Genomic DNA, 20,635 nt, shown 5'->3' with positions numbered 1-20,635 from the left:
CGATATAATAAAATCATACGATATCTGTTGTAGATGATTCGGATAGTAGAGCACAATAAATAGGGTAAAGTCTGCACAGGCAAGGAGGATGATCAGCTTGAGGCAACATGCCAATTACTACCCTGCCAAAGGAAGAGTCATTCTGCATGTGGATATGAATGCTTTTTATTGTTCTGTTCATACAGCGGAAGAACCAGAAAAATATCAAGGCAAGCCAACAGCCGTTGCAGGTAGTGTCGAACTGCGCAAAGGAATAGTCGTTACTTCTTCATATGAAGCTAGAAAGCGTGGCGTAAAAACAGGAATGTTGGTTCGAGAAGCATTGCAGAAATGCCCGAATTTAATCTTAATTTCGCCTGACTTTTATTTATACAAACAGTACTCAATGGCATTCATGAATATTGCGTATAGTTACACACCGATGTTGCAAGCAACGTCCATTGATGAATGCTACTTGGATATTACAGGTTCAAGTCAATTTGGCACGCCTCCTCAGATTGCTGAACAGTTACAACAACGAATCTGGGAAGAGTTACATTTACCTTGTTCGATAGGGATTGCTCCTAATAAATTACTGGCAAAAATGGCTTCTGATATGAAAAAGCCTAAAGGTATTTCGATTTTGCGTATACGAGATATGCCCAAGTTATTATGGGATAAGCCATGCGGACAATTATTCGGAATCGGCGGGAAAACATCTGCCAAATTAGTAGATATGGGTATTCGTACGATAGGACAGCTTGCGGTGGCAGATGAAGCTAGATTAACAGCTAGATTTGGTGTGATGGGAAGCTGGCTAAAACAAGCGGCAAATGGTATAGATCATTCACCTGTAGAAATTGATCGTGAAGTCAGTAAATCGATCGGGCATACTACAACCTTACCTGCTGATATTCAAGATCGCGATGATATTAGAAGAGTGATGCTGAATTTAAGCGATCAAGTATGTCGCCGATTGCGTCGTCAGAAATTAATAGCTCAGACGATTCAGATTACGATTCGTACACCGGATATGAAAACGATCACTCGTTCCAAATCACTAGCTGTTCCTACAGAAACTGCCGATGAAGTGTATCGTGAAGCTTGTACATTATATGATCGTCATTGGGGTGATCGTGCACCTGTACGATTATTAGGAGTAGCTCTTCAGAATTTGCAGCCCAAAGAAGAAGCAGCCCTGCAAATGGATTTGTTTGATTATAATCGTCAACCGGTGAAAGAACAGTTAAATGAAGTCATGGATAAGTTGCGTGATAAATTTGGCGAAAGTGCGATATTAACAGCAGGTATGTTAGGCAATGATCCATCGGTGCTGATTCGCAATCACAAAATTAGAGGGACTTCATTGCAAAAAGACGGTATGATCTTGCCTGGTATGGAAGAATAATCAATAATAATTGATTCACTTTCTAACAATATAGTTTAAATTTTAGTGAATATTGGATTAGTCGCACAGGTGTGTTACAATTTGTGTACTGGTAATTGTTGGTTATTCATTTGAAATAATCAATCTTTTATATTATATTGTGAGTATATGTACACTGGTGTCGGTTCTCAAAAAGACAACTGGTAAGTAACGATAGGAGGCATATATAAAGATGGGGAAATATAGTTGGGTTGACAAAGATACATGTATCGCTTGTGGTGCTTGTGGAGCAACAGCTCCAGACATTTACGATTATGATGATGAAGGTTTGGCTGAAGTAATTTATGAAGGTGACGCTAACCGCGGTATTATGGCAATTCCAGACGATATGTTTGATGATTTGCAAGATGCTTGTGATGGTTGCCCTACAGACTCAATTAAAATTGCTGATGAGCCTTTCGCTCAATCTGAATAAGTTATACAATTGTACTGTATAAGCAGTACATGGTCCGATAAAAGGCGTTGAGAGACACAAATTGTCTCTCAACGCCTTTTATAATCCCATTTTGCAGTAACTTGAAGAAATACACAGATTAACCGATATACATAGTAATACATTATATTTTAAATATAAAAATAGCTATCCCTAAACTATACATACTATAGAGACAATATAGAATATTGGAGCGTAGTGTCCATGCTGGAGGTAATCAATGAAAAATCTACTGTATCTAAAGCGTTATGTAAAAATGCACCCCAACAACAGAATGGGCTGGTATTTGCTTGGCAAAGAATATGAATCAGATGGACAAATGGGCAAAGCTAATTATTGTTATAATCGCGCTGGAGATGTATATGAAGCTTTTGAACATAGTAAAGTACCGGCAGATATTTTAAAAGATTACGAAGCCAAGCTTATGGAAATGGCTGAAAAAAGAGATCGTAAAATTCGTCGTTGGCGATACAGTATATTTGCTATCTTATTGCTATTTTTGATGATGTTACGTTCTGTAGAAGCTCCTCATGCCACAGATCAGACGATTGCAGATCGATCGTCTCAACATATGACCAAGCCACCAACCAAAGTAGCATCGTCTATTCCTAAAAAAGATGTATTCAAAGGATACTCGGCCCCGCTTAGTTTTACAGCAGAAGCTTCGCTCAATAATACCAATGCTTCATTATCAGCCGTCTCTAAATATATGCGGCAACAAATGTTAAAAACAGCACCACAAGTTGCCGCAGTGCTGGGTATGGACAAGCAAGATGATTGGTTATTGTGGACACCGAATATGCCTGTTCTTTATACGATGGCAGCCACCGATCAACCCGGACAGATCGATCTTCAATCGTATGATCCCAAAGCATGCCAGTGTAAACCCGGAGAGTTGGATCATTATCCCACTGAATCTGCGGCTTGGGTACAGCAACAAGAACAATTGATTGTGATGAAGACCGCGATGATCAATTATATAACGGCAAAAGGAAATCTTCCAGAGCAGATGAGTCAATTGGAATCTCCTTTTCCAGGGAATTGGTTAGCCGGTAATTCGGATACGATGAATCAAACGTTTACAGCTTTGAAGAAGCTACAAAGCAGTGGTAGCCAAAGTACTGACGATAGTGGCAATACGATCGGAGACGAAGTCTTTTCATCGACACTTGGGAATCATCCTTATTTTACAAAACCGCTGGAAGTGATTGTTGATAAACAAAAGCATCGTTTAGCGATAGTTAGCGGATCGATTATTTTACGCAATTATGAAGTAGGGCTTGGTGGAAGTAAAACGCCTGAAGGTACTTTTCAAGTATCGATCAAAGTGATGAATCCAAATGGCAAATCTAATGGAGAATTTGGTAGTCGGGGTATGCAGTTATCCGATACTAATTATGCTATTCATGGTACCAACGATCCTGATAGTGTGGGGCAAGATGAATCGTTAGGATGTGTGCGGATGGATCAAGCCGATGTAGAAGAATTATTTGATATGATTCCGTTAGGAACCAAAGTAACCATCGCCAGTAATGTATTGCCGGGAGACACTTCTGTACCCTCTGTGCGTTTCCAGACAAACCGTACACAAGATCAGACAGATCCTTCTCGTCATTATCACTGGTTAAATTAGGATCGTTCCTTGTAGCCACTGGATTGATTCATTATATACCGTTTGAGTTTATGTACACAGTGGACGCTCTTTTCAAATGAGAAGAGCGCTTTTCTTTTGTCCCCGAAAAGGATAAACTGGTATAGAGAATGATTTTACAGGTTAATAGATAATAATCCCTGCAAAATCATGCATAAAGGCTTTTTGCAAATGCCAGGAACGGAGTGAATGTAACTTGCTTTATCGCAATGTTTTCAAACCTATGTTATTTCGGATGGATCCGGAAAAAGCACATCACATGGTTATTGGAGGTCTGGGCGCGGGGGTGCGTATACCAGGCACATTAGCTGCGATGAGGTCGATGTATGGAGTGACAAGTACACCTGATATGACGACTGAATTGTTTGGACTTTCATTTCCTAGCCCTGTAGGTCTTGCAGCAGGACTAGACAAAAATGCTCAGGCAGTTCCAGGATTGTCTGCGTCAGGCTTTGGATTCATGGAAGTCGGAACAGTAACACCCAAAGCACAGTCCGGTAATGAATTGCCACGTTTGTTTCGTTTGCCTTCAGATGAAGCGCTGGTGAACCGAATGGGCTTCAATAATGAAGGGGCAGCAGCAATGGCGGGAAGATTACGTTCGTTATCTTCTAGACCTATTCCAATAGCAGTCAATATCGGTAAAAATAAAGTCACTGCAAATGCGGATGCAGCTAGCGATTATGAAACTTGTATTCGTACGTTGTATCAATACGCTGATTTTTTTGTAGTGAATATCAGTTCACCTAACACACCTGATCTGCGCAACTTGCAACATGGTGATGAATTGAAAGATTTGCTTCGATTGGTAATGGGTGAAATGAAGCGCCAGGCGAAGCAAAATGGCACTTCCAAATCTGTACTGGTCAAAATTGCACCGGATGTCAACGATAATGAACTTGAACATATGGTCGATACGATCGCTGCAAGTGGGGTAGCCGGATTGATCGCTACCAATACTACATTATCCCGCGATGGATTAACCCATCAGCATGCAAGTGAAGCCGGTGGATTAAGTGGAAGACCACTAACAAAGCGATCGACAGAGATTATATCTCAAGTATATCGTCAAACAGAAGGCAAACTGCCTATTATAGGTTGCGGAGGAATTTTTTCGGGACAGGATGCTTATGAGAAAATCAGAGCAGGTTCAAGTCTGGTCGAAATCTATACTTCATTTATCTATGAAGGACCGGAAGTGACCCGGAAGATACATATGGATATCCGGGAGCGTATGCTACGTGACGGATTCACGCACATTTCCCAGGCAGTGGGAGCAGATCATCATTAATCCAATATACCCTCGACTCAAGGAAGAGGTCATAGACTGAGGAGGCATGAAGATGGACGGAAGAGACTGGGGATTATTCTTGCTTCCCTATGAGCAAGCGGTTGAAGAATTAAAGGTCAAGTTCAAAACGATGCGTGCAGAACTGAAAAAACGTCAGGAGTATGCACCGATTGAATTTGTAACCGGTCGTGTCAAAAAGATATCGAGTATTCTAGATAAAGCCAAACGTCTGGATGTACCGATGGATCAGCTTGAAACTGGAATCGAGGATATCGCTGGCATCCGTATCATGTGCCAATTTGTAGAAGATATTCGTTGGGTTGCCCAGTATGTTCGTTCTCGTAAAGATTTAACAGTGTTATACGAAAAAGATTATATTACTAATTTCAAAGATAGTGGATACCGTAGCTTCCATATGATTGCTGAATATCCGGTGCAGACCGCTTTCGGGCAAAAAATGGTGCTTGCTGAAATTCAGATTCGTACACTTGCGATGAATTTCTGGGCAACGATTGAACACTCTTTGAATTATAAATATCATAATAGTCTACCCGATGATATTCGAAGCCGACTCAAAACGGCTGCGGAAGCAGCGATGGTGCTCGATAACGAAATGTCTAGTATTCGCGAAGATATTTTATCAGCGCAGAAGAGTTTTGAAGATGATTCCAGTATCGTCCATCGGATTCTGACAGATATTCATAAGCTGTATTTCTTCCATCTGATTGTAGAAGCAATAGACTTCCGCAAGCGATTTGATGAACTATGGCAAGAACATGATTTTGAAGGACTCAAAGAATTATCCAGCGATATCAAAGCTATGCTTCGAGCAGAGTCTGTTAAAGTAAGTGGAGAAGAAGATGAAAGCCAATTTTGAACCATTGTATGTAGCTTACCTGGTGTACTTTAATCGGGATCGCGATTACTTTGAATGTCATGAAGTGCTGGAAGAGTTATGGCTGGAAAAGCAACGAGAACCGGTATATCAGGGATTGCTACAAATTGCTGTTGCACTATTTCATTTCCGCAATGGAACAGTGAATCATATGTATAACAAAATCGATGGTGCTGTCAAAATGATGAAGAGCAGTTATCGTAAGTTACTGCCTTATCAACATCACGCGCTAGGGATCAATATGGAGAAGCTAATGGCAGATGTGCAACAGTATATCGAGCAACTAGAACATTATCAAGAACAACCATTTGACTTCTATGATCTTAATATCGAAATCACTGACCCATTATTGCAAAACGAAGTAGACCAAGCGTACCAAACGATTCAACCGAATCTACCGATGCGTCTAGGCTACGAACGAGGCCCCAAATCAAAAGAACTCTAGCGCTTGGCAGTATAAGCGCGACTCAAGTTCAATGAAAAATGATTTTTGCAAAGCAAAATATCTTACATCTAGCACTTGGCAGTAAAAGTGCGACCAAGTTCAATGAAACAATGATTTTTGCAAAGCAAAATATCTTACCTTTAGCGCTTGGCAATATAATCAAGTACACAAAAAGCTTGCCGTTATGGCAAGCTTTTTGGTATGAATAGCTTTAAATTATGGTAAAATAAAATGATGTTTGTCTACATCGACCCAAATAAGCATATCTATTATCAACCCCACTTAAAGGAGAACGACCAATTATGGCTTTGCAACTCCCGCCGCTATTTGTGCAGCGGATGCAAGATTTGCTCGGTGACGAATTCCAGTCTTTTCTAGACAGTTATCAAGAATCTCCCCATGCAGGTATACGCATCAATACACTCAAAATTTCAGATCAGGATTTTCAACATATAACGCCATTTGCGTTGCGTTCGATCCCATGGTGTCCTACCGGATATTATGTGGAAGAAGGAACACGCCCGGGCAAACATCCGTATTACCATGCAGGACTTTATTATATTCAAGAACCGAGTGCTATGGCTCCTGTAGAAGCGCTAGAGGTACAGCCGGGTGATCGAGTACTTGATCTATGTGCGGCTCCGGGAGGCAAGTCTACACAGATTGCAGCGGCTCTACGCGGGCAAGGAATATTGGTTACCAATGATATCAGTGCAGATCGTACCAAAGCACTTGCTAAAAATATGGAATTGTATGGTGTACGAAACGCAGTCGTTTTGAATGAAACGCCAGAGCATATTGCTACTCAATTCCCCGGATTTTTCAATAAAATATTAGTAGATGCTCCTTGTTCTGGTGAAGGCATGTTCCGTAAAGACGAAGATATGGCACGCCAGTGGGCAAATCATTCAGTCGAACGTTGTGCGATTATGCAACAAGATATTCTGAATATTGTCGCTACAATGTTGGCTCCAGGGGGACGTATCGTCTACTCTACCTGTACATTTGCTCCCGAAGAAAATGAGCGTAGTATCGCTGTATTTCTAGATCAACATGCTGAATTTGAAGTGACTACACCGCGACAAGCAGAACATTTTGCAAGTGGTCATAGCGATTGGGCACATCAAGTAGAACAAGAATTACAAGCAGGGACTTCAGTATTAAGCGGAACAGCTTTGGATGCAGATCGTGATACCCAATACCAATCGATCTCGACAGCTTCACTAGAACAGACAGCAAAAAGTGCTAGATTGTGGCCTCATCGGATCGAAGGAGAAGGTCATTATATCTGCGTACTGGATCATCAGGGAGAAGCAGAGACGATTGAACAGCATCCTTTTATACAAGTGACCCAACAATCGACACTTTCCAAAACGTACACCGAAAAGCCCAAACGTACAGATAAGCGTCAATCTGCTAAAGATCAACAAGATTGGAAAAGTGACCGTCGTTCAGGTAAAAAAGGCAAAGAACGTCGTTCAGATAGTAAGTTTCCATCTGCCGATCAACATGAATCGTTATCGATGATTGAAGTGATCGAAGAATTTACAGCACGTGAATTACAGTTGGAATGGTCACAGAACTGGATTCATTTCGGTGGACGTATCTATCAGTCTCCCATTACAGAGCAACAACTCAAAGGTCTCAAAGTGGTACGACCAGGTTGGTTTGTAGGGACAATCAAGAATGGACGTTTTACGCCTTCGCATGCGCTTGCTACCGCATTACATCCTGTAGAAGCCAAGCGCTGTATTCAGCTACAATCCGACTCAGCCGAAGCCATTTCTTATTTAAAAGGAGAAACGTTAACGATAGATGCAGAGCGAGTAGAGCGGTCTACAGACACTTTGCCTAAAGGATATGTACTGGTATGTATAGACGGTTATTCGGTCGGATGGGGAAAATGGCTAGACGGTATGCTCAAAAATGAATATCCAGCAGGATGGAGATGGACATAAAATTTATGAAAAAAACAGTCAAAAAACAGCGCGTAGACAAAATATTAGGAAATCTAGGTTACGGTACAAGAAGTGAACTCAAACGTGCCGCCAAGCAAGGACGTATTAAAGTCAATGATGAAGTGATTAAAGACAGCGGATTACAGATCGATCCTTATCAAGAAAAGCTAGAATTTGACGGAGAACAAGTGAATTATCGCGAATATATTTATCTATTGATGAACAAACCGCAAGGGGTCATCTCAGCTACTGAAGATCGTCATGACTCTACGGTGGTTGATCTATTGGATATCGAATATCAGGTATTTGAACCATTCCCTGTCGGTCGCTTGGATAAAGACACCGAAGGATTGCTACTGATCACCAACGATGGTCGATTAGCCCATGAACTGCTATCTCCACGCAAACACGTTCCCAAAACATACGAAGCTGATGTATTGGGAGAAGTGACTGAAGACGATATCGTTCAATTTAGCAAAGGTGTTACGCTTGAAGATGGTTATGTGACGTTGCCTGCTGAATTACAAATTCTTAATCATACGCCAAGTCCAGAAGGAACCATGTCCCAGATCCGCCTCACCATATCGGAAGGCAAATTCCACCAAGTGAAACGGATGTTTGAATCGATAGGCAAAAAAGTAACATTTCTCAAGCGCGTTTCTATGGGTGCTTTGCAACTAGACCCGGCTCTACCAACTGGTGAGTATCGCGAACTTACTGCTGAAGAACTGGTTCAGATTGGGCGAGGAACAGAATAATAAATATGAGGACAGGTGAACAATGACATACCGTTTAATTGCACTCGATATGGATGGAACTCTTTTAAATGATCAACATGAGATTTCACCGCAGACCGCAGCATCGATCAAGCAAGTAGCCGCTCAAGGCGTGGAGATCGTCTTTTGCACAGGAAGAACACCAATTAACTCGATTCCATATATGGAACAGCTAGGATTACATGAAGACGGCTATGTTATTGTCCATAATGGAGCAGCCACTGTTCATGCAGGTACACGAGAGATTGTGCATCAATTTCCGTTAGCCGCGCAAGGGCTTGATCCTTATATTCAGTACTGTCAGCAACATGATATTCATTTTGATATCAATACAGCATTTGGATTATACGTAGATTCGATAGATAAATTACAAGCAGATGCTGGTAAAATGTATGATAACTTTCTGATGACACCCCAAGTGTTGCCACCATGGAGTGAATTTACAGAACCGGTGCTCAAGCTAAGTGCTTTTGCTTCGATTGAACAATTAGATCAAGCGTATGCAGAATGGAGTACATGGAATCCAGAGTTCAATATGTTACGCAGTGGCGAATTTTTTATTGATCTGATGCATCCTCAATCTTCCAAAGGAGCTTCACTTCAAGCACTGGCTGAAAGTAAAGGGATTGCTTCTTCCGAAGTGATAGCGATCGGTAACTATTTCAATGATCTATCAATGATTACCTATGCTGGACTAGGAATCGCTATGAATAATTCTCCTGCTGAAGTCCAAGCCGCCGCAGATGAAGTCACGTTATCTAACAATGAAGATGGAATTCATCACGTTCTGGTCAAGCATGGACTGATATCTGCTTAAATTTGCCAAACCGCTCGATACTTTGAGCGGTTTTGTTGTGTTGGTTGACTTCAATACATGGTACAATCAATAATTATGAGCATACAGGAAGGAGGAACAATTTTGAGATTGTTGCAAGCTTTGTTTTTTCCTCCTGAACAGCCAGGGGGCGTATCGTCCATGATCCCTTATTTGCAGGAACGGTTCAGTTCTGCACGCTGGGAGATGGAATTATTTTCTCTGCCCAAACGGATTCGCAATAAAGGAAAAGAAGACGTTGTTTTTGAAACGTTTGACTGGACGATGTATAGTGCAAGTCCTATCGTGCAAAAGTATATTCAGACGTATAAAGATTATCGTTGGTGGGCAAAAATGAGATTGAATAAACCGTATGATCTTATTCATTCTCATCATCCACTGGTCGGTATGGTGATGAAAGAAGTATTTCCAGAGACACCATTAGTACAGACGATTCACTCCAGTTATGAACGTGAATTGATTTTGAATGGCAAAATCGAACGCGGTGGATTGGAAGATCAGTTTTTGACATCGTTGTACCGAGAACTCGAACATAAAGCAGATATTTTGATGACGGTGTCTCATTCATTCCGTCAATACTTAACACCTTTTTTAGATCGTCCTGAACAAGTGAGAGTACTACCGAATGGATTTGACGAGAAACGATTCAAGCCGATCGCTCATGAAAATGAAGTGGCTCAACTGATCACTGTATGTCGCCTTGTGCCTGCCAAAGGGCTAGATACACTGCTGGAAGCTTGTGCGCTTCTCAAACAGCGTGGACAAGCGTATGTACTGCATATTATCGGAGATGGCCCGAGTCGTACCGATCTTGAAGATTTGGCGAAAAAGTTAGGCATTTACGAAGAAACGATTTTTTACGGGTATACATTACATCCAGAAGAATTTATGCCTTTCTTTGATATTTTTGTTCTGCCTTCGCGTGCAGAAGCATTCGGTTCTGTATTTGCCGAAGCCGCACTTTGTTGGTTAGCACTGGTAGGTACAAATGTTGGTGGAATCGCCGAGCAGATTGAAGATGGTGTCAATGGATTACTTGTTCCACCGGAAAACGAAGTTTTGCTTGCAGATGCGCTTGAAAAAGTGATCAATGATCCTTCGTATCGGTACGAATTAGCACGCACAGGCTGGGAAAAAGCCAAAACACAATATTCATTAAGCCATATTGTAAATGAACTCAAAAAGTTATACCTTGAATTTCAACCTGAAAATTCAGTAGAATCGGTATCCAATGTATCTATATTACCGACTGAGTTGGAATAGAAAAGCCAATCGTAGTACTAAATACATGATATGATGATAGTAAGGCAACACAAGAATACCGGTGATGGGGGTCGGAGAATATGGAAGAATTAAAAGAACGTATTTTGGCAGAAGGATCGGTTATGTCTAACGATGTGCTGAAATTAGATGCACTATTGAATCATCAAGTCGATCCGCAATTGATTATGCGTATGGGTAAAGAATTTGCTGATCTGTACCGGACAGAAGGAGTGACCAAAGTCGTCACTGTAGAGTCCTCAGGGATTCCGGTTGCTTTTACGACTGCTTTTGAATTAGGTGTACCACTTGTTTTTGCACGTCGCAAAAAAACATTGCTAGCTGATCCTGATTCTTTAATCGAGCGCGTACCTTCATTTACAAAAGGGATTGTGACTGATATTATGCTTTCCCGTCAATTTGTAACCGAGCACGATCGTATTTTATTTATCGATGATATTATCGCTAATGGAGATGCAGCTCGTGGAATGATTCGTATTATTGAACGATCCGGTGCAACACTGGTTGGTGTAGGGATTGTGATCGAGAAATGTTTCCAAAGTGGCGCACAAGCGATTCGCGATCAGAATATTCGTCTGGATTCACTGGTCAAAATCACTTCACTTCAAGATGGACAGATTACATTCGGGTGATCCAAAGCGATATCATACACGTAGTTATGATGTAGATAGACAATTGCCAAATAAGTTTCTAGTTGAATCAAATTTGTTGCAACAAAGTCTTATATTCGGTAAAGAAGATTCCGATATGTTACAATATAACCCATATTCTTGTTTGGTTGTACAGACGCAACTCATAGTTATCAACAGATAAATGATCGACACATCTGTCACTACATTTACAAATATCTTTAACCTTTTGTTGAAAATATGAGCAATCTCTTTCCAAATGGGGTATATTTGTCTTATAATAAAGATATGTTATCGAGGGGAGGCAGACCAATGGGGAAAGAACCGATTACTGAAGAGTTCTTCATCAAAAAACTAGCCGATGCAAAAATTCACTTCGAGCGTGCGTTAGATTGTAAGCACACTGAATTTGATGACCTGTATCCCTATATGATTGAACATCCTCAGTTCTTTTGGTATAAACGCTATGTTGCCTGGTCAGAACTATTGACCATTGTAGGATTGTGTAAAGACCTAGATTTCGCTTGGGAGCAAGAATTTTCAGCTCATCAAGTAGAATATGTAGAACAACGTGTGATGTCAGCTAAAGTGCTTGATTTTTGGTTCGAGAAAAATGATACCAAAGAACCTGCACAGCGTTAATCCGCTTTAGGAAAATCCTTTGTCGTTACAGTCAACTAGAATCTACAGACATTTCAACAAATTATCAGACCTAAATGGGATTTCATTTAGGTCTTTTTTTGTACAAATAAATACAATAGAAAAGAGGGTGACATTATGATTACAGATGATGAATTAGATGCGTATCGTGTATCCGGTGAGAAAGTACGCGTCGTTCGTGATGATATTCGAGAAAATGATATTCGCGGTATTGTAGTAGCATGGGATGATGAACAGGTATTGATTCGTCGCCCGAATCGTAACGTTGTCAAATTAAGTCGTAGTTATATCTACCAGCCTTCCAAAGAAGAGCGTCGTAGCCCGTTAGATGAAATGGATGATAACGCTACTAATCCAACGGCTGAATCATAAATTATTGTATTTGCAAATATCATACAGCATCATTCTAAAGCCAAATAATTAGGTCATGATATAATCATGACCATCTACAACAATCTTGATCATTTTCGATATGGAAATACTAGATACCTATACCAAGCATAAAAAAAAGCATCTATTGATCGTCTGAATACAAGACAGATCATAGATGCTTTTAGTATATAAAAGCCATTCAAGGAGTTGAATGAGAATATAGTATAGCGAAATGTGTGGTTTCACTAACAATAGCGTTGATTGAATCTAGGTCATATATCTGTTAACCCCTAGAACAACTGTAATTAACCAAGAGTACCTGTACGATAAGGACGATAACCAGAATAACGTGAAGGTTCACGTAACTTGGTATTGGTAGATACTGTTGCAGGATGTGGAGAACCTTGATCTTCATGGGACGAAGGTGTATGAACAGCGGGAACAGGAGACAATCCCAGATAAGCACGCATCCGCTCGTTCGCTTCTTGATGAAATTCAGTTATTCCTAGTTGAAATACACCATGATGACCACTGCAAAGAATCTGAGCTTCAATATGAGTAGTAGATTGATTAATCTCATATAACCGTAAATTATGGTTACGTAGATCACGACGAACTTCTGACAACAATAGATTAGCGCGGTCAATTCCGCTACGAATCACTTCCATATATAATTCAGCCGACGGTAGTTGGTTACTTTCCTCTAACGACTTCGCATCACGATCAAATTTCTTTTGAATATAAACAAGCAGCAGATAGCTTTTTACCAGAGATCGCTCTTCTTCAGATAAAAATACAGCCATTCATATCACCACCTAGTATAAGAACTTATGTTCTTATTATATGGTATAACTTGTAAAGATGCAATACTTTGTTCGTAAAAAAGGCGAACAAAATAAAATATGATTCGCTGTTAGCAGAACTTTATTGTTTTTACATTATTTATTTGACGTTACTTATATGGATTCTATAATTCATTCCATCTTTTAACTGAAAAGGAGAAAGCTAATCTTCTTAGTGTTCATAAAGGTCAGTTTTGGTGAAATTAGAAGAAGAGACTATTGATCCGCGATTACCGATTCCTCATCATCAAGATGAATAATGAGCAAGATTTTTAATATAGGGAAGTATACATTCAGGTACATAGCGGAGTAATAGGATCGATTCGACCAACTATTTTATGAATTGGAAGGGGAAGATCTTCATGACAGAACGCATATTTATCAGCCCGGGAAAATACGTACAGGGTAGAGATGTTACCGACAAAGCAGGAGAATATGTCAAAGGAATTAGTGATGGCAAAGCATTGGTGATCGCTGATGATATTGTCTGGGATATAGCAGGTAATCGAGTATTAGAAAGCTTGGACAAAGCAGGTGTGCAATATACCAAAGCTGTGTTCAATGGTGAAGCTTCAACCAATGAGATCAATCGTCTAGCTGGATTGGGTAAAGAAGGTCAAGCTACAATCGTTGTTGGTGTAGGTGGTGGTAAAACGCTCGATACAGCCAAAGCAGTTAGCGATCAATTAGGCGGTTATAGTGTTATTATCCCAACAACAGCGTCTACAGATGCACCAACCAGTGCGCTTTCAGTGATTTATTCGGATGAAGGTGTTTTTGAAAGTTATAAATTTTACAACAAAAATCCCGACTTGATTCTAGTGGATACCAAAACGATTGCAGGCGCACCACCACGCTTCTTGTCTTCAGGTATAGCAGATGCACTGGCAACATGGGTAGAAGCTAGAGCAGTGATTGAAGCACGCGCTACAACAATGGCAGGCGGTCTAACGACGATTGCTGCTGAAGCGATTGCACGTAAATGTGAAGAAGTATTATTCGACTATGGTGTCCTTGCTTATGAATCGGTCAAACGTAAAGTAGTAACTCCTGCGCTTGAATCGGTTGTTGAAGCGAATACTCTATTGAGTGGATTAGGATTCGAAAGTGGTGGTCTAGCAGCCGCACATGCGATCCATAACGGATTCACTGTACTAGACGGAGAGATTCATCATATGACACATGGTGAAAAAGTGGCTTTTGGTACATTGTCGCAACTAGCATTGGAGAAACGATCTATTGAAGAAATTGAGCGTTATATCGCTTTCTATATTAGTCTGGAATTGCCAGTGACATTGGAAGATCTACATTTACAAGATGCAAGTGACGAAGATCTTTATCGTGTAGCAGAAGCCGCGACCAAAGCAGATGAGACGGCTCATAATCTTCCGTTCCCTGTAACTGCGGACGATGTCAAAGATGCGATTATCGCTGCGGATCAATATTCCAAAGCATTCAAAGCCAAATTAAAAAAATAAATAAAATTGTATCTACTATATACTGCTTCTAGTGATGCCTATTATAGTGTCTTTATAATCGTGTACTGTAGAAATTGTATAATATAGAAGTCAGCGTATCCTGATAAGAATATTTGTATAACAAATAAAAGCCTGCTTTTGCCATTGATTTGGTGAAAGCAGGCTTTTTTACTTTCATTATTCGACATTTTCTGATAGGGTAGAAAAGATAGGATATAAGAATGTAGAGATAGCGATCTATTTTTTTATCGAGTAAATAAAGATGGTTGCGTAAGTGCAAGGAAGGTTGGGAAGATGAAAAAATTTGCGTTTGCTTCATATCTAATGTATTTTCTAGCAGGATTAGTCGTGACAACTATTGGAGCAATTATGCCGCAGTTACTCGGGCATTATAATCTAAGCTATACAGAAGGTGGGACACTGGTATTTATTGGTTCGATCGGATTCCTGATCGGAGTTCCACTGTCTGCTTATATGATGCATCGATTCGGTGAAAAGGTAACACTGGCAAGTTCGGCACTTATTATCGCGGTAACGCAGGGGATAATGCTCACTTTACCGCAGTACTCATGGATTACTGTATTGAACTTTTTTAACAGTCTCAGTGTCTCTGCGATTGAAGTGGTTGTTGCGGCTCTAGTGATGGAGCGATTTGTAAGTCGTAGAGCAGTAACAATGAGTTATTTGGAAGTGTCGTTCGGTCTTGGGGCGTTAGGTATGCCTGTTTTTGCAAGCGGTTTTATTGCACTAGGGCACTGGCAATGGGTATTTGCAGTCACAGGATTGATCTCGCTTGTGATGGGGATTGTATGGATGCGAATTCAATATTCTCGAGAAGAAGAGTCTACATCTAATCAAGCGGTAGATGCCGTAGAAGTTGCACCTTCTGCTACGGTAACAGGAAGACATAAAATAGTATTATTAAGCATATTTTTGTTGATGATTTTTGTGTATTGTGGAATAGAAGGTAGTCTGAATAATTTCTTATCTTCTATCTTTATTACGTATTTCGGCAGTTCAGAATATTATGCTTCGATCAGTATAGGTGCATTCTGGGGAGCGATGGTCGTTGGACGACTTGCTACCGGTTGGATTATTCGCCGCGTGAATTACAGTCGTTTTCTATTAATCAGTATGTCGCTTAGTCTGTTGATTCTGTTAGCATTCCTTGTATTCCGTCAAGAATGGGCAGGATACTTATTAGTGCCATTGCTAGGATTCACGATGTCGGGTGTCTATTCTATTACGATGGTCTATGCAAATCATACACTACCTGGTATGGCGCGCACGGTTACGAGTCTGATCACAGGATTTGCAGGCTTTGGTAATGCGGTGTTCCCTGTGTTGATTGGCTATACGATGGATCGTGCACCGATTCAAGTATCTTTGATGTTGATTGCAAGTTATGCGGTAGCCTTCTTAATTCTGTTATCGATCATTATGGGCAATTATCGCAAATGGAAACGTACCGATGCAGATGCAGCAATCAAGATATAAAGCAGTCCAGATGATTTTAGAATAAATCAAATCATAAAAAAACTATTCAACATCAATAAGGAGGCAGGACAGACATGAGTAATCTAGGGGTATGGGAAGATGCAGAACCAGGGGTGAAACGTTGTATTCTTAATGCCAATAGTGGATTAATGATGATGGAAGTTCATTTTGCCAAAGGAGCAGAAGGATCCCAGCATCAACATCCTCACCAGCAGATGAGTTATTGTTTGCGTGGTTCATTTACATTTACGATCGATAATCAGCAGACCACACTTACTCAAGGACAGTCGATTAATATTCCGCCTAACGCTAGTCATGGAGTGGTAGCTCTAGAAGATGATTCTGCTCTGCTAGATGTATTTACTCCGATTCGTGAAGATTTATTAAAATTGTAAACGCAGATCAAGCTATCTCTTTACATTACGTGAAGAGGTAGCTATTTTTATATCTGTAGTGACTTGATAAGCATACCTAGAACATATGATAGAATTTCTGATTTCTATGGATTAATATGGTAAAATTAAAAAGAGTGTTTATATTCATTATTCTGCTAGGTATATAGCTAGTATATGGTACATCATGTGTCGTTTTTACTCTCATTTTACGTTATATTTAGAAAAATTTACAAATAAAGCGATTGAATTTAAAATTTGAAACAAACTTGTGTGATATAAATGGTAAAGAGAACTCTTGTTACCTATAATGTGCGTAGGACGTTATAAGTTAACAACGTTCATCCAATACAAGCTACATAGGAGGCAGGAAAATGAAAAGATTTTTGTCCACAGCACTACTTGCATTGATGTTAACGGTTGTCTTCTTTACCGGCTCACAAGTTACACCTGTTGCACAGCCAGAAAAAGCTTCAGCAGCAACGTGTACGATTATCAACACATTTACAGGTGTATCGAATTACATCAAAGCCAACAAAACATTGCCTTGTAACTTTATTACCAAATCTCAAGCATCAGCGCTTGGATGGGTGTCTTCTAAAGGAAACTTGGCAGATGTAGCTCCAGGTAAAAGTATTGGTGGAGATGTATTCAGTAACCGTGAAGGATTACTTCCAACAGCAAGTGGACGCACATGGCGTGAAGCAGATATCAATTACACTTCTGGCTTCCGTAACTCCGATCGTATCTTGTACTCTAACGATGGTCTAGTGTACAAAACAACAGATCACTATGCTTCATTTACAAAAATGTAAAAGATGAACGTTGTTCATACGCGTATGCCAGAGCAGATCATTGCTTCTGGCATATCGCTGTGAATAGCACTTTAAGATGTAAAGGATGATTGAACAATGAAAATGGTAACGATCAATGGCGAGGACTTTCATACCATCGCAGAATTACACGAGACACTACAACAGAAGCTAGAATTGCCTGAATTTTACGGAAAAAATCTTGATGCGCTCTGGGATTGCTTAACAGGCATGATCGAATTGCCACTACAGATGGAATGGCTGAACTATGATGTAAGCCGTCAACGTCTAGGCGACAAAGCCGATCAGGTGTTAAGTGTATTAGAAGAAGCTCAAGCGGAAGGTAATGGCTTTCGGATATGGGTAAGGGATCAAGTGGAAGAGTGAATATAGAAGATTAGGATAGGCAATATAGAGATTTCATACATCACCAAGAAGGTAAAAAGAAAAGCTGTTGCTCTTAGGAGCACAGCTTTTTTTGTATTTGTTTACCGTTAGATTGCTATAGAAGTACTGAGAGTTAGAATATTATGAGTAAAGCTTATTATTTTAAATAAATTAATTTTTGCTTAATGATATGTAAATTAAATAAGAGCAAATGCCGTTAATAAAATAGTACTTATTAGTAATAAAAACATACATAAAAGGGGTTTGTACATGAAAAAAGTATATGGATTGATTATTAAAGGAGTACTTGTAGCAGGGCTACTCGTGCAGTGTTTGCCTGTGTCTACAGTTGCTTACGCAGATAGTGAAAGCAAAATGGAGGCATCTCAATTAGAAGCATATGTATTACAAATTAATAATGGTAATCAACAAAACGTGAAAACTACAGGCTTTATACAAGATGGGTTATTAATGGTTCCAGCCGCAGATTTATTTAATCATACTGGATTTAAAATAACACATACGCGTAAATGGATGAACGAATACAAAGTAGAGCGCAACGAGTTTCTTTCAAGTACTATTTTTAACACTTTAGAATTTAGCGATCATACCTCTGATATAAATGTGAAATTAAAAGAAGGATTTAATCAAGATGAAACAGATGAATTATTATATATGCCAACATATGCTACCTTCAAAAACGGACGTTTGTATGTGCCTCTAAAGTTTATAGCCTCTATGTTAAATTATGATGTAGTTTATGATCAATCAACACATTTAATTAAGCTTAATTACTGGGGCGATCAAAATCTAGATGAAACGAATCAAGTTAAAGATTTTGTGAATCATTATATGAAAGATTCGGTAGATGGCTATAATCCTGATCATTCGTTATATACAACAGATTATTTGGATTATGAAGCAGATTGGCTGGATTCTACCTTTTCAAATGGAGAATGGCCAGAACCAAATCTCGTATTAAAAGATTGGAATATACGATATTTATTTTTCATGTCTAAAAATGAAGCAATAGTTAAAGTTCCGTATTGGGCTGAAGGTAAAGCTTCAAGAAAAGTCGGCGGAATATGGCTCAGTATTTTAAAAGTAGATGGAAAATGGAAAGTAGATAGTTCTAGAGCATGGTCACAATTATTATACTTAAAAAATGTTAATCAAATTATAGAAAAAATGAAGCTAGATTCGCCTGAAATGGTGAAATCAGTAACACAAGCTGTATATCATTCATTTGCTACAGCTAATGCCAAAAAACAAAAGATTGATGGAACTAAAGTGAAATATAAAACATTCCCTAAAAATATGGAAGTATTGTATGGAGATGATCATATTGCATACGTATATGCAGAATACAATTGGTCATTTAAGCCAACTAATGAAAACTTTGAAAAGTACGAGGTCAATACTTATGAAGATTTTATTGTGATGGAGAAAAATAAAGAGGGACAATGGATTTTTAAAGATCATTATAATTCAAATTTAAGTAATTCTCGACCATGGACAAGCCTTAGAGGAAACTATGAAGGTGGTAGATATATTGCTTTTATGGCTTTTGATGATTATTACTTGAATGATCCTAGTGTAAAATCTTATATTTCATTTTTTTAATATAGGATAAAAATTAAATTAGAACTCAATAACTTTGAAAAATAATGTTTTAAAGAGGAGTATCACATGAAAATTTGGAAAATAAAACCTAATAACAGTAGTATTAGTTTAGATGTTTTTGATCTACAAAAGTCTATGGAATTTGAACTTCCTTATTTTGATGGAGAAATACTACCTGTACCATGGCCAGAAGAATATAGGTTAATTACAGACAACCAAAAATATAAATACAATGATTATGCTATCTATTTAAATCATATTTCTGTTATTAGCGAGAAGGTATTTAAAATTGTAACACCACTTGTTAATGATTTGGTTCAATTTCTTCCTGTACAACATTCTGATTTTAATTTTTATATATGCAATATTATTAATGTGATTGAATGCGTAGATGCTGAAAAATCTATTCCTGATACTATCCTTGATGGAGAGATAAGAAGCTATAGTAAAATCTCTTTTTTAGAATCTGTACTAAAAAATAATGAGAAAAGGCATATATTTAAAATACCTGGATTGACTAGATTGACGTATTTTGTATCAGATGAATTTAGAGAATTGCTTTTAGCCAATAATATTAAAGGTATTGATTTTATAGAAATTTGGGATTCTGAAGCTGATTTTGAATTAGAGCAACAACACGAACAACGTATAAAAGAAGCATACGATGCTCATATTATCAAAATTAATAATCAGCCACATGATCCATTAAGTTGGAACGAAGCCATCGAAAAATTAAAACTGGGTAAAGCAGCAATTAGTGCAGATTGGAAAATTCAATACAATTCCAAAGGTGATATTTTAATTGGAGAATTGAATAGAAATCTAGAATATGAGTTTTTTAGTCCTGTGTATATACCACCTATATTGCTTGATCTTACATGGCAAGAAGTCGATAAAAGTACTATTTAAAACTATATTTCATTCTTTAATACACAGTAGCAAACCAAGTAGA

At 39.0% G+C, this 20,635-nt stretch carries 21 protein-coding genes; 20 read left to right on the top strand and 1 reads right to left on the bottom strand.

Features of this window, described 5'->3' with window-relative positions; genetic code table 11:
- Positions 1–97 precede the first annotated feature (97 nt).
- The 13 genes from ACFSGI_RS14015 (at position 98) to ACFSGI_RS13955 (ending at position 12,652) form a co-directional block, all read left to right on the top strand.
- Positions 98–1,387 carry a DNA polymerase IV gene (locus ACFSGI_RS14015; RefSeq protein ID WP_379283466.1) on the top strand — a complete coding sequence of 430 codons (1,290 nt, stop codon included), beginning with the start codon at positions 98–100 and terminating at the stop codon, positions 1,385–1,387.
- A gap of 211 nt (positions 1,388–1,598) precedes the next feature.
- Positions 1,599–1,841 carry a ferredoxin gene (locus tag ACFSGI_RS14010; RefSeq protein WP_204824721.1) on the top strand — a complete coding sequence of 81 codons (243 nt, stop codon included), beginning with the start codon at positions 1,599–1,601 and terminating at the stop codon, positions 1,839–1,841.
- Positions 1,842–2,079: 238 nt separating this feature from the next.
- A complete protein-coding gene (locus ACFSGI_RS14005) occupies positions 2,080–3,492 on the top strand; it encodes a L,D-transpeptidase (protein ID WP_204824720.1) in 1,413 nt (470 codons plus the stop codon).
- A 214-nt stretch (positions 3,493–3,706) separates the two neighbouring features.
- Entirely contained in the window at positions 3,707–4,801 is a 1,095-nt protein-coding gene (locus tag ACFSGI_RS14000; protein ID WP_204824719.1) for a quinone-dependent dihydroorotate dehydrogenase, read from the top strand.
- A 52-nt stretch (positions 4,802–4,853) separates the two neighbouring features.
- Positions 4,854–5,678, top strand: a complete 825-nt coding sequence (gene yjbM, locus ACFSGI_RS13995) for a GTP diphosphokinase (RefSeq protein WP_204824718.1) — start codon at positions 4,854–4,856, stop codon at positions 5,676–5,678.
- The gene (locus ACFSGI_RS13990; RefSeq protein WP_204824717.1) at positions 5,662–6,141 is read left to right on the top strand and encodes a DUF309 domain-containing protein; all 480 of its coding nucleotides are present in this window, start codon (positions 5,662–5,664) and stop codon (positions 6,139–6,141) included. The genes yjbM and ACFSGI_RS13990 overlap by 17 nt, the downstream gene beginning before the upstream one ends.
- A gap of 302 nt (positions 6,142–6,443) precedes the next feature.
- On the top strand, positions 6,444–8,099 hold the full coding sequence (locus ACFSGI_RS13985; protein WP_204824716.1) for an RsmF rRNA methyltransferase first C-terminal domain-containing protein: 1,656 nt from the start codon (positions 6,444–6,446) through the stop codon (positions 8,097–8,099).
- A 5-nt stretch (positions 8,100–8,104) separates the two neighbouring features.
- Positions 8,105–8,857, top strand: coding sequence for a pseudouridine synthase (locus ACFSGI_RS13980; protein WP_204825031.1), 753 nt, complete (start codon positions 8,105–8,107; stop codon positions 8,855–8,857).
- Between the two features lie 22 nt (positions 8,858–8,879).
- A complete protein-coding gene (locus ACFSGI_RS13975; protein WP_204824715.1) occupies positions 8,880–9,692 on the top strand; it encodes a Cof-type HAD-IIB family hydrolase in 813 nt (270 codons plus the stop codon).
- A gap of 102 nt (positions 9,693–9,794) precedes the next feature.
- A complete protein-coding gene (locus tag ACFSGI_RS13970; RefSeq protein WP_204824714.1) occupies positions 9,795–10,973 on the top strand; it encodes a glycosyltransferase family 4 protein in 1,179 nt (392 codons plus the stop codon).
- Between the two features lie 80 nt (positions 10,974–11,053).
- Positions 11,054–11,623 carry a xanthine phosphoribosyltransferase gene (locus ACFSGI_RS13965; RefSeq protein WP_204824713.1) on the top strand — a complete coding sequence of 190 codons (570 nt, stop codon included), beginning with the start codon at positions 11,054–11,056 and terminating at the stop codon, positions 11,621–11,623.
- 309 nt (positions 11,624–11,932) lie between these two features.
- Positions 11,933–12,262: a hypothetical protein gene (locus ACFSGI_RS13960; protein ID WP_069327821.1), complete on the top strand. Its 330-nt coding sequence runs from the start codon at positions 11,933–11,935 to the stop codon at positions 12,260–12,262.
- A gap of 135 nt (positions 12,263–12,397) precedes the next feature.
- On the top strand, positions 12,398–12,652 hold the full coding sequence (locus tag ACFSGI_RS13955) for a hypothetical protein (RefSeq protein WP_204824712.1): 255 nt from the start codon (positions 12,398–12,400) through the stop codon (positions 12,650–12,652).
- Between the two features lie 305 nt (positions 12,653–12,957).
- On the opposite strand, the gene ACFSGI_RS13950 is transcribed toward ACFSGI_RS13955, so the two are convergent.
- Positions 12,958–13,455 (bottom strand): YhjD family protein, encoded by a 498-nt coding sequence (locus ACFSGI_RS13950; RefSeq protein WP_204824711.1) that lies wholly within the window; start codon positions 13,453–13,455, stop codon positions 12,958–12,960.
- A gap of 401 nt (positions 13,456–13,856) precedes the next feature.
- Between ACFSGI_RS13950 and ACFSGI_RS13945 the strand changes: the two genes are divergently transcribed.
- The 7 genes from ACFSGI_RS13945 (at position 13,857) to ACFSGI_RS13915 (ending at position 20,592) form a co-directional block, all read left to right on the top strand.
- Complete coding sequence (locus tag ACFSGI_RS13945) at positions 13,857–14,972, top strand: glycerol dehydrogenase (RefSeq protein WP_204824710.1); 1,116 nt, start codon at positions 13,857–13,859, stop codon at positions 14,970–14,972.
- Between the two features lie 294 nt (positions 14,973–15,266).
- A complete protein-coding gene (locus tag ACFSGI_RS13940; RefSeq protein ID WP_204824709.1) occupies positions 15,267–16,469 on the top strand; it encodes an MFS transporter in 1,203 nt (400 codons plus the stop codon).
- A gap of 74 nt (positions 16,470–16,543) precedes the next feature.
- Positions 16,544–16,864, top strand: a complete 321-nt coding sequence (locus tag ACFSGI_RS13935; RefSeq protein WP_204824708.1) for a cupin domain-containing protein — start codon at positions 16,544–16,546, stop codon at positions 16,862–16,864.
- A 371-nt stretch (positions 16,865–17,235) separates the two neighbouring features.
- Entirely contained in the window at positions 17,236–17,676 is a 441-nt protein-coding gene (locus ACFSGI_RS13930) for a ribonuclease (RefSeq protein ID WP_204824707.1), read from the top strand.
- A gap of 96 nt (positions 17,677–17,772) precedes the next feature.
- Positions 17,773–18,060 (top strand): barstar family protein, encoded by a 288-nt coding sequence (locus ACFSGI_RS13925; RefSeq protein ID WP_204824706.1) that lies wholly within the window; start codon positions 17,773–17,775, stop codon positions 18,058–18,060.
- Between the two features lie 270 nt (positions 18,061–18,330).
- Positions 18,331–19,683: a stalk domain-containing protein gene (locus ACFSGI_RS13920; RefSeq protein ID WP_204824705.1), complete on the top strand. Its 1,353-nt coding sequence runs from the start codon at positions 18,331–18,333 to the stop codon at positions 19,681–19,683.
- A 66-nt stretch (positions 19,684–19,749) separates the two neighbouring features.
- The gene (locus ACFSGI_RS13915; protein WP_204824704.1) at positions 19,750–20,592 is read left to right on the top strand and encodes an imm11 family protein; all 843 of its coding nucleotides are present in this window, start codon (positions 19,750–19,752) and stop codon (positions 20,590–20,592) included.
- Positions 20,593–20,635 lie beyond the last annotated feature (43 nt).

Origin of the sequence: Paenibacillus nicotianae (assembly GCF_042681745.1) — a bacterium.
Lineage (GTDB): Bacteria > Bacillota > Bacilli > Paenibacillales > Paenibacillaceae > Saccharibacillus > Saccharibacillus nicotianae.
Note: the sequence above shows the minus strand (reverse complement) of the source record. Positions and strands in the feature narration are given on the sequence as shown.

Bases quoted from the DNA above. Each gene is read 5' to 3' on its own strand.
- ACFSGI_RS13945 (WP_204824710.1), top strand. From the start codon at position 13,857: ATGACAGAACGCATATTTATCAGCCCGGGAAAATACGTACAGGGTAGA.
- ACFSGI_RS13960 (WP_069327821.1), top strand. From the start codon at position 11,933: ATGGGGAAAGAACCGATTACTGAAGAGTTCTTCATCAAAAAACTAGCC.
- ACFSGI_RS13985 (WP_204824716.1), top strand. From the start codon at position 6,444: ATGGCTTTGCAACTCCCGCCGCTATTTGTGCAGCGGATGCAAGATTTG.
- ACFSGI_RS13950 (WP_204824711.1), bottom strand. From the start codon at position 13,455: ATGGCTGTATTTTTATCTGAAGAAGAGCGATCTCTGGTAAAAAGCTAT.
- yjbM (WP_204824718.1), top strand. From the start codon at position 4,854: ATGGACGGAAGAGACTGGGGATTATTCTTGCTTCCCTATGAGCAAGCG.
- ACFSGI_RS14005 (WP_204824720.1), top strand. From the start codon at position 2,080: ATGAAAAATCTACTGTATCTAAAGCGTTATGTAAAAATGCACCCCAAC.
- ACFSGI_RS13925 (WP_204824706.1), top strand. From the start codon at position 17,773: ATGAAAATGGTAACGATCAATGGCGAGGACTTTCATACCATCGCAGAA.
- ACFSGI_RS13955 (WP_204824712.1), top strand. From the start codon at position 12,398: ATGATTACAGATGATGAATTAGATGCGTATCGTGTATCCGGTGAGAAA.
- ACFSGI_RS13930 (WP_204824707.1), top strand. From the start codon at position 17,236: ATGAAAAGATTTTTGTCCACAGCACTACTTGCATTGATGTTAACGGTT.
- ACFSGI_RS13980 (WP_204825031.1), top strand. From the start codon at position 8,105: ATGAAAAAAACAGTCAAAAAACAGCGCGTAGACAAAATATTAGGAAAT.
- ACFSGI_RS13965 (WP_204824713.1), top strand. From the start codon at position 11,054: ATGGAAGAATTAAAAGAACGTATTTTGGCAGAAGGATCGGTTATGTCT.
- ACFSGI_RS13990 (WP_204824717.1), top strand. From the start codon at position 5,662: ATGAAAGCCAATTTTGAACCATTGTATGTAGCTTACCTGGTGTACTTT.
- ACFSGI_RS14010 (WP_204824721.1), top strand. From the start codon at position 1,599: ATGGGGAAATATAGTTGGGTTGACAAAGATACATGTATCGCTTGTGGT.
- ACFSGI_RS13940 (WP_204824709.1), top strand. From the start codon at position 15,267: ATGAAAAAATTTGCGTTTGCTTCATATCTAATGTATTTTCTAGCAGGA.
- ACFSGI_RS13935 (WP_204824708.1), top strand. From the start codon at position 16,544: ATGAGTAATCTAGGGGTATGGGAAGATGCAGAACCAGGGGTGAAACGT.
- ACFSGI_RS13975 (WP_204824715.1), top strand. From the start codon at position 8,880: ATGACATACCGTTTAATTGCACTCGATATGGATGGAACTCTTTTAAAT.
- ACFSGI_RS13920 (WP_204824705.1), top strand. From the start codon at position 18,331: ATGAAAAAAGTATATGGATTGATTATTAAAGGAGTACTTGTAGCAGGG.
- ACFSGI_RS13915 (WP_204824704.1), top strand. From the start codon at position 19,750: ATGAAAATTTGGAAAATAAAACCTAATAACAGTAGTATTAGTTTAGAT.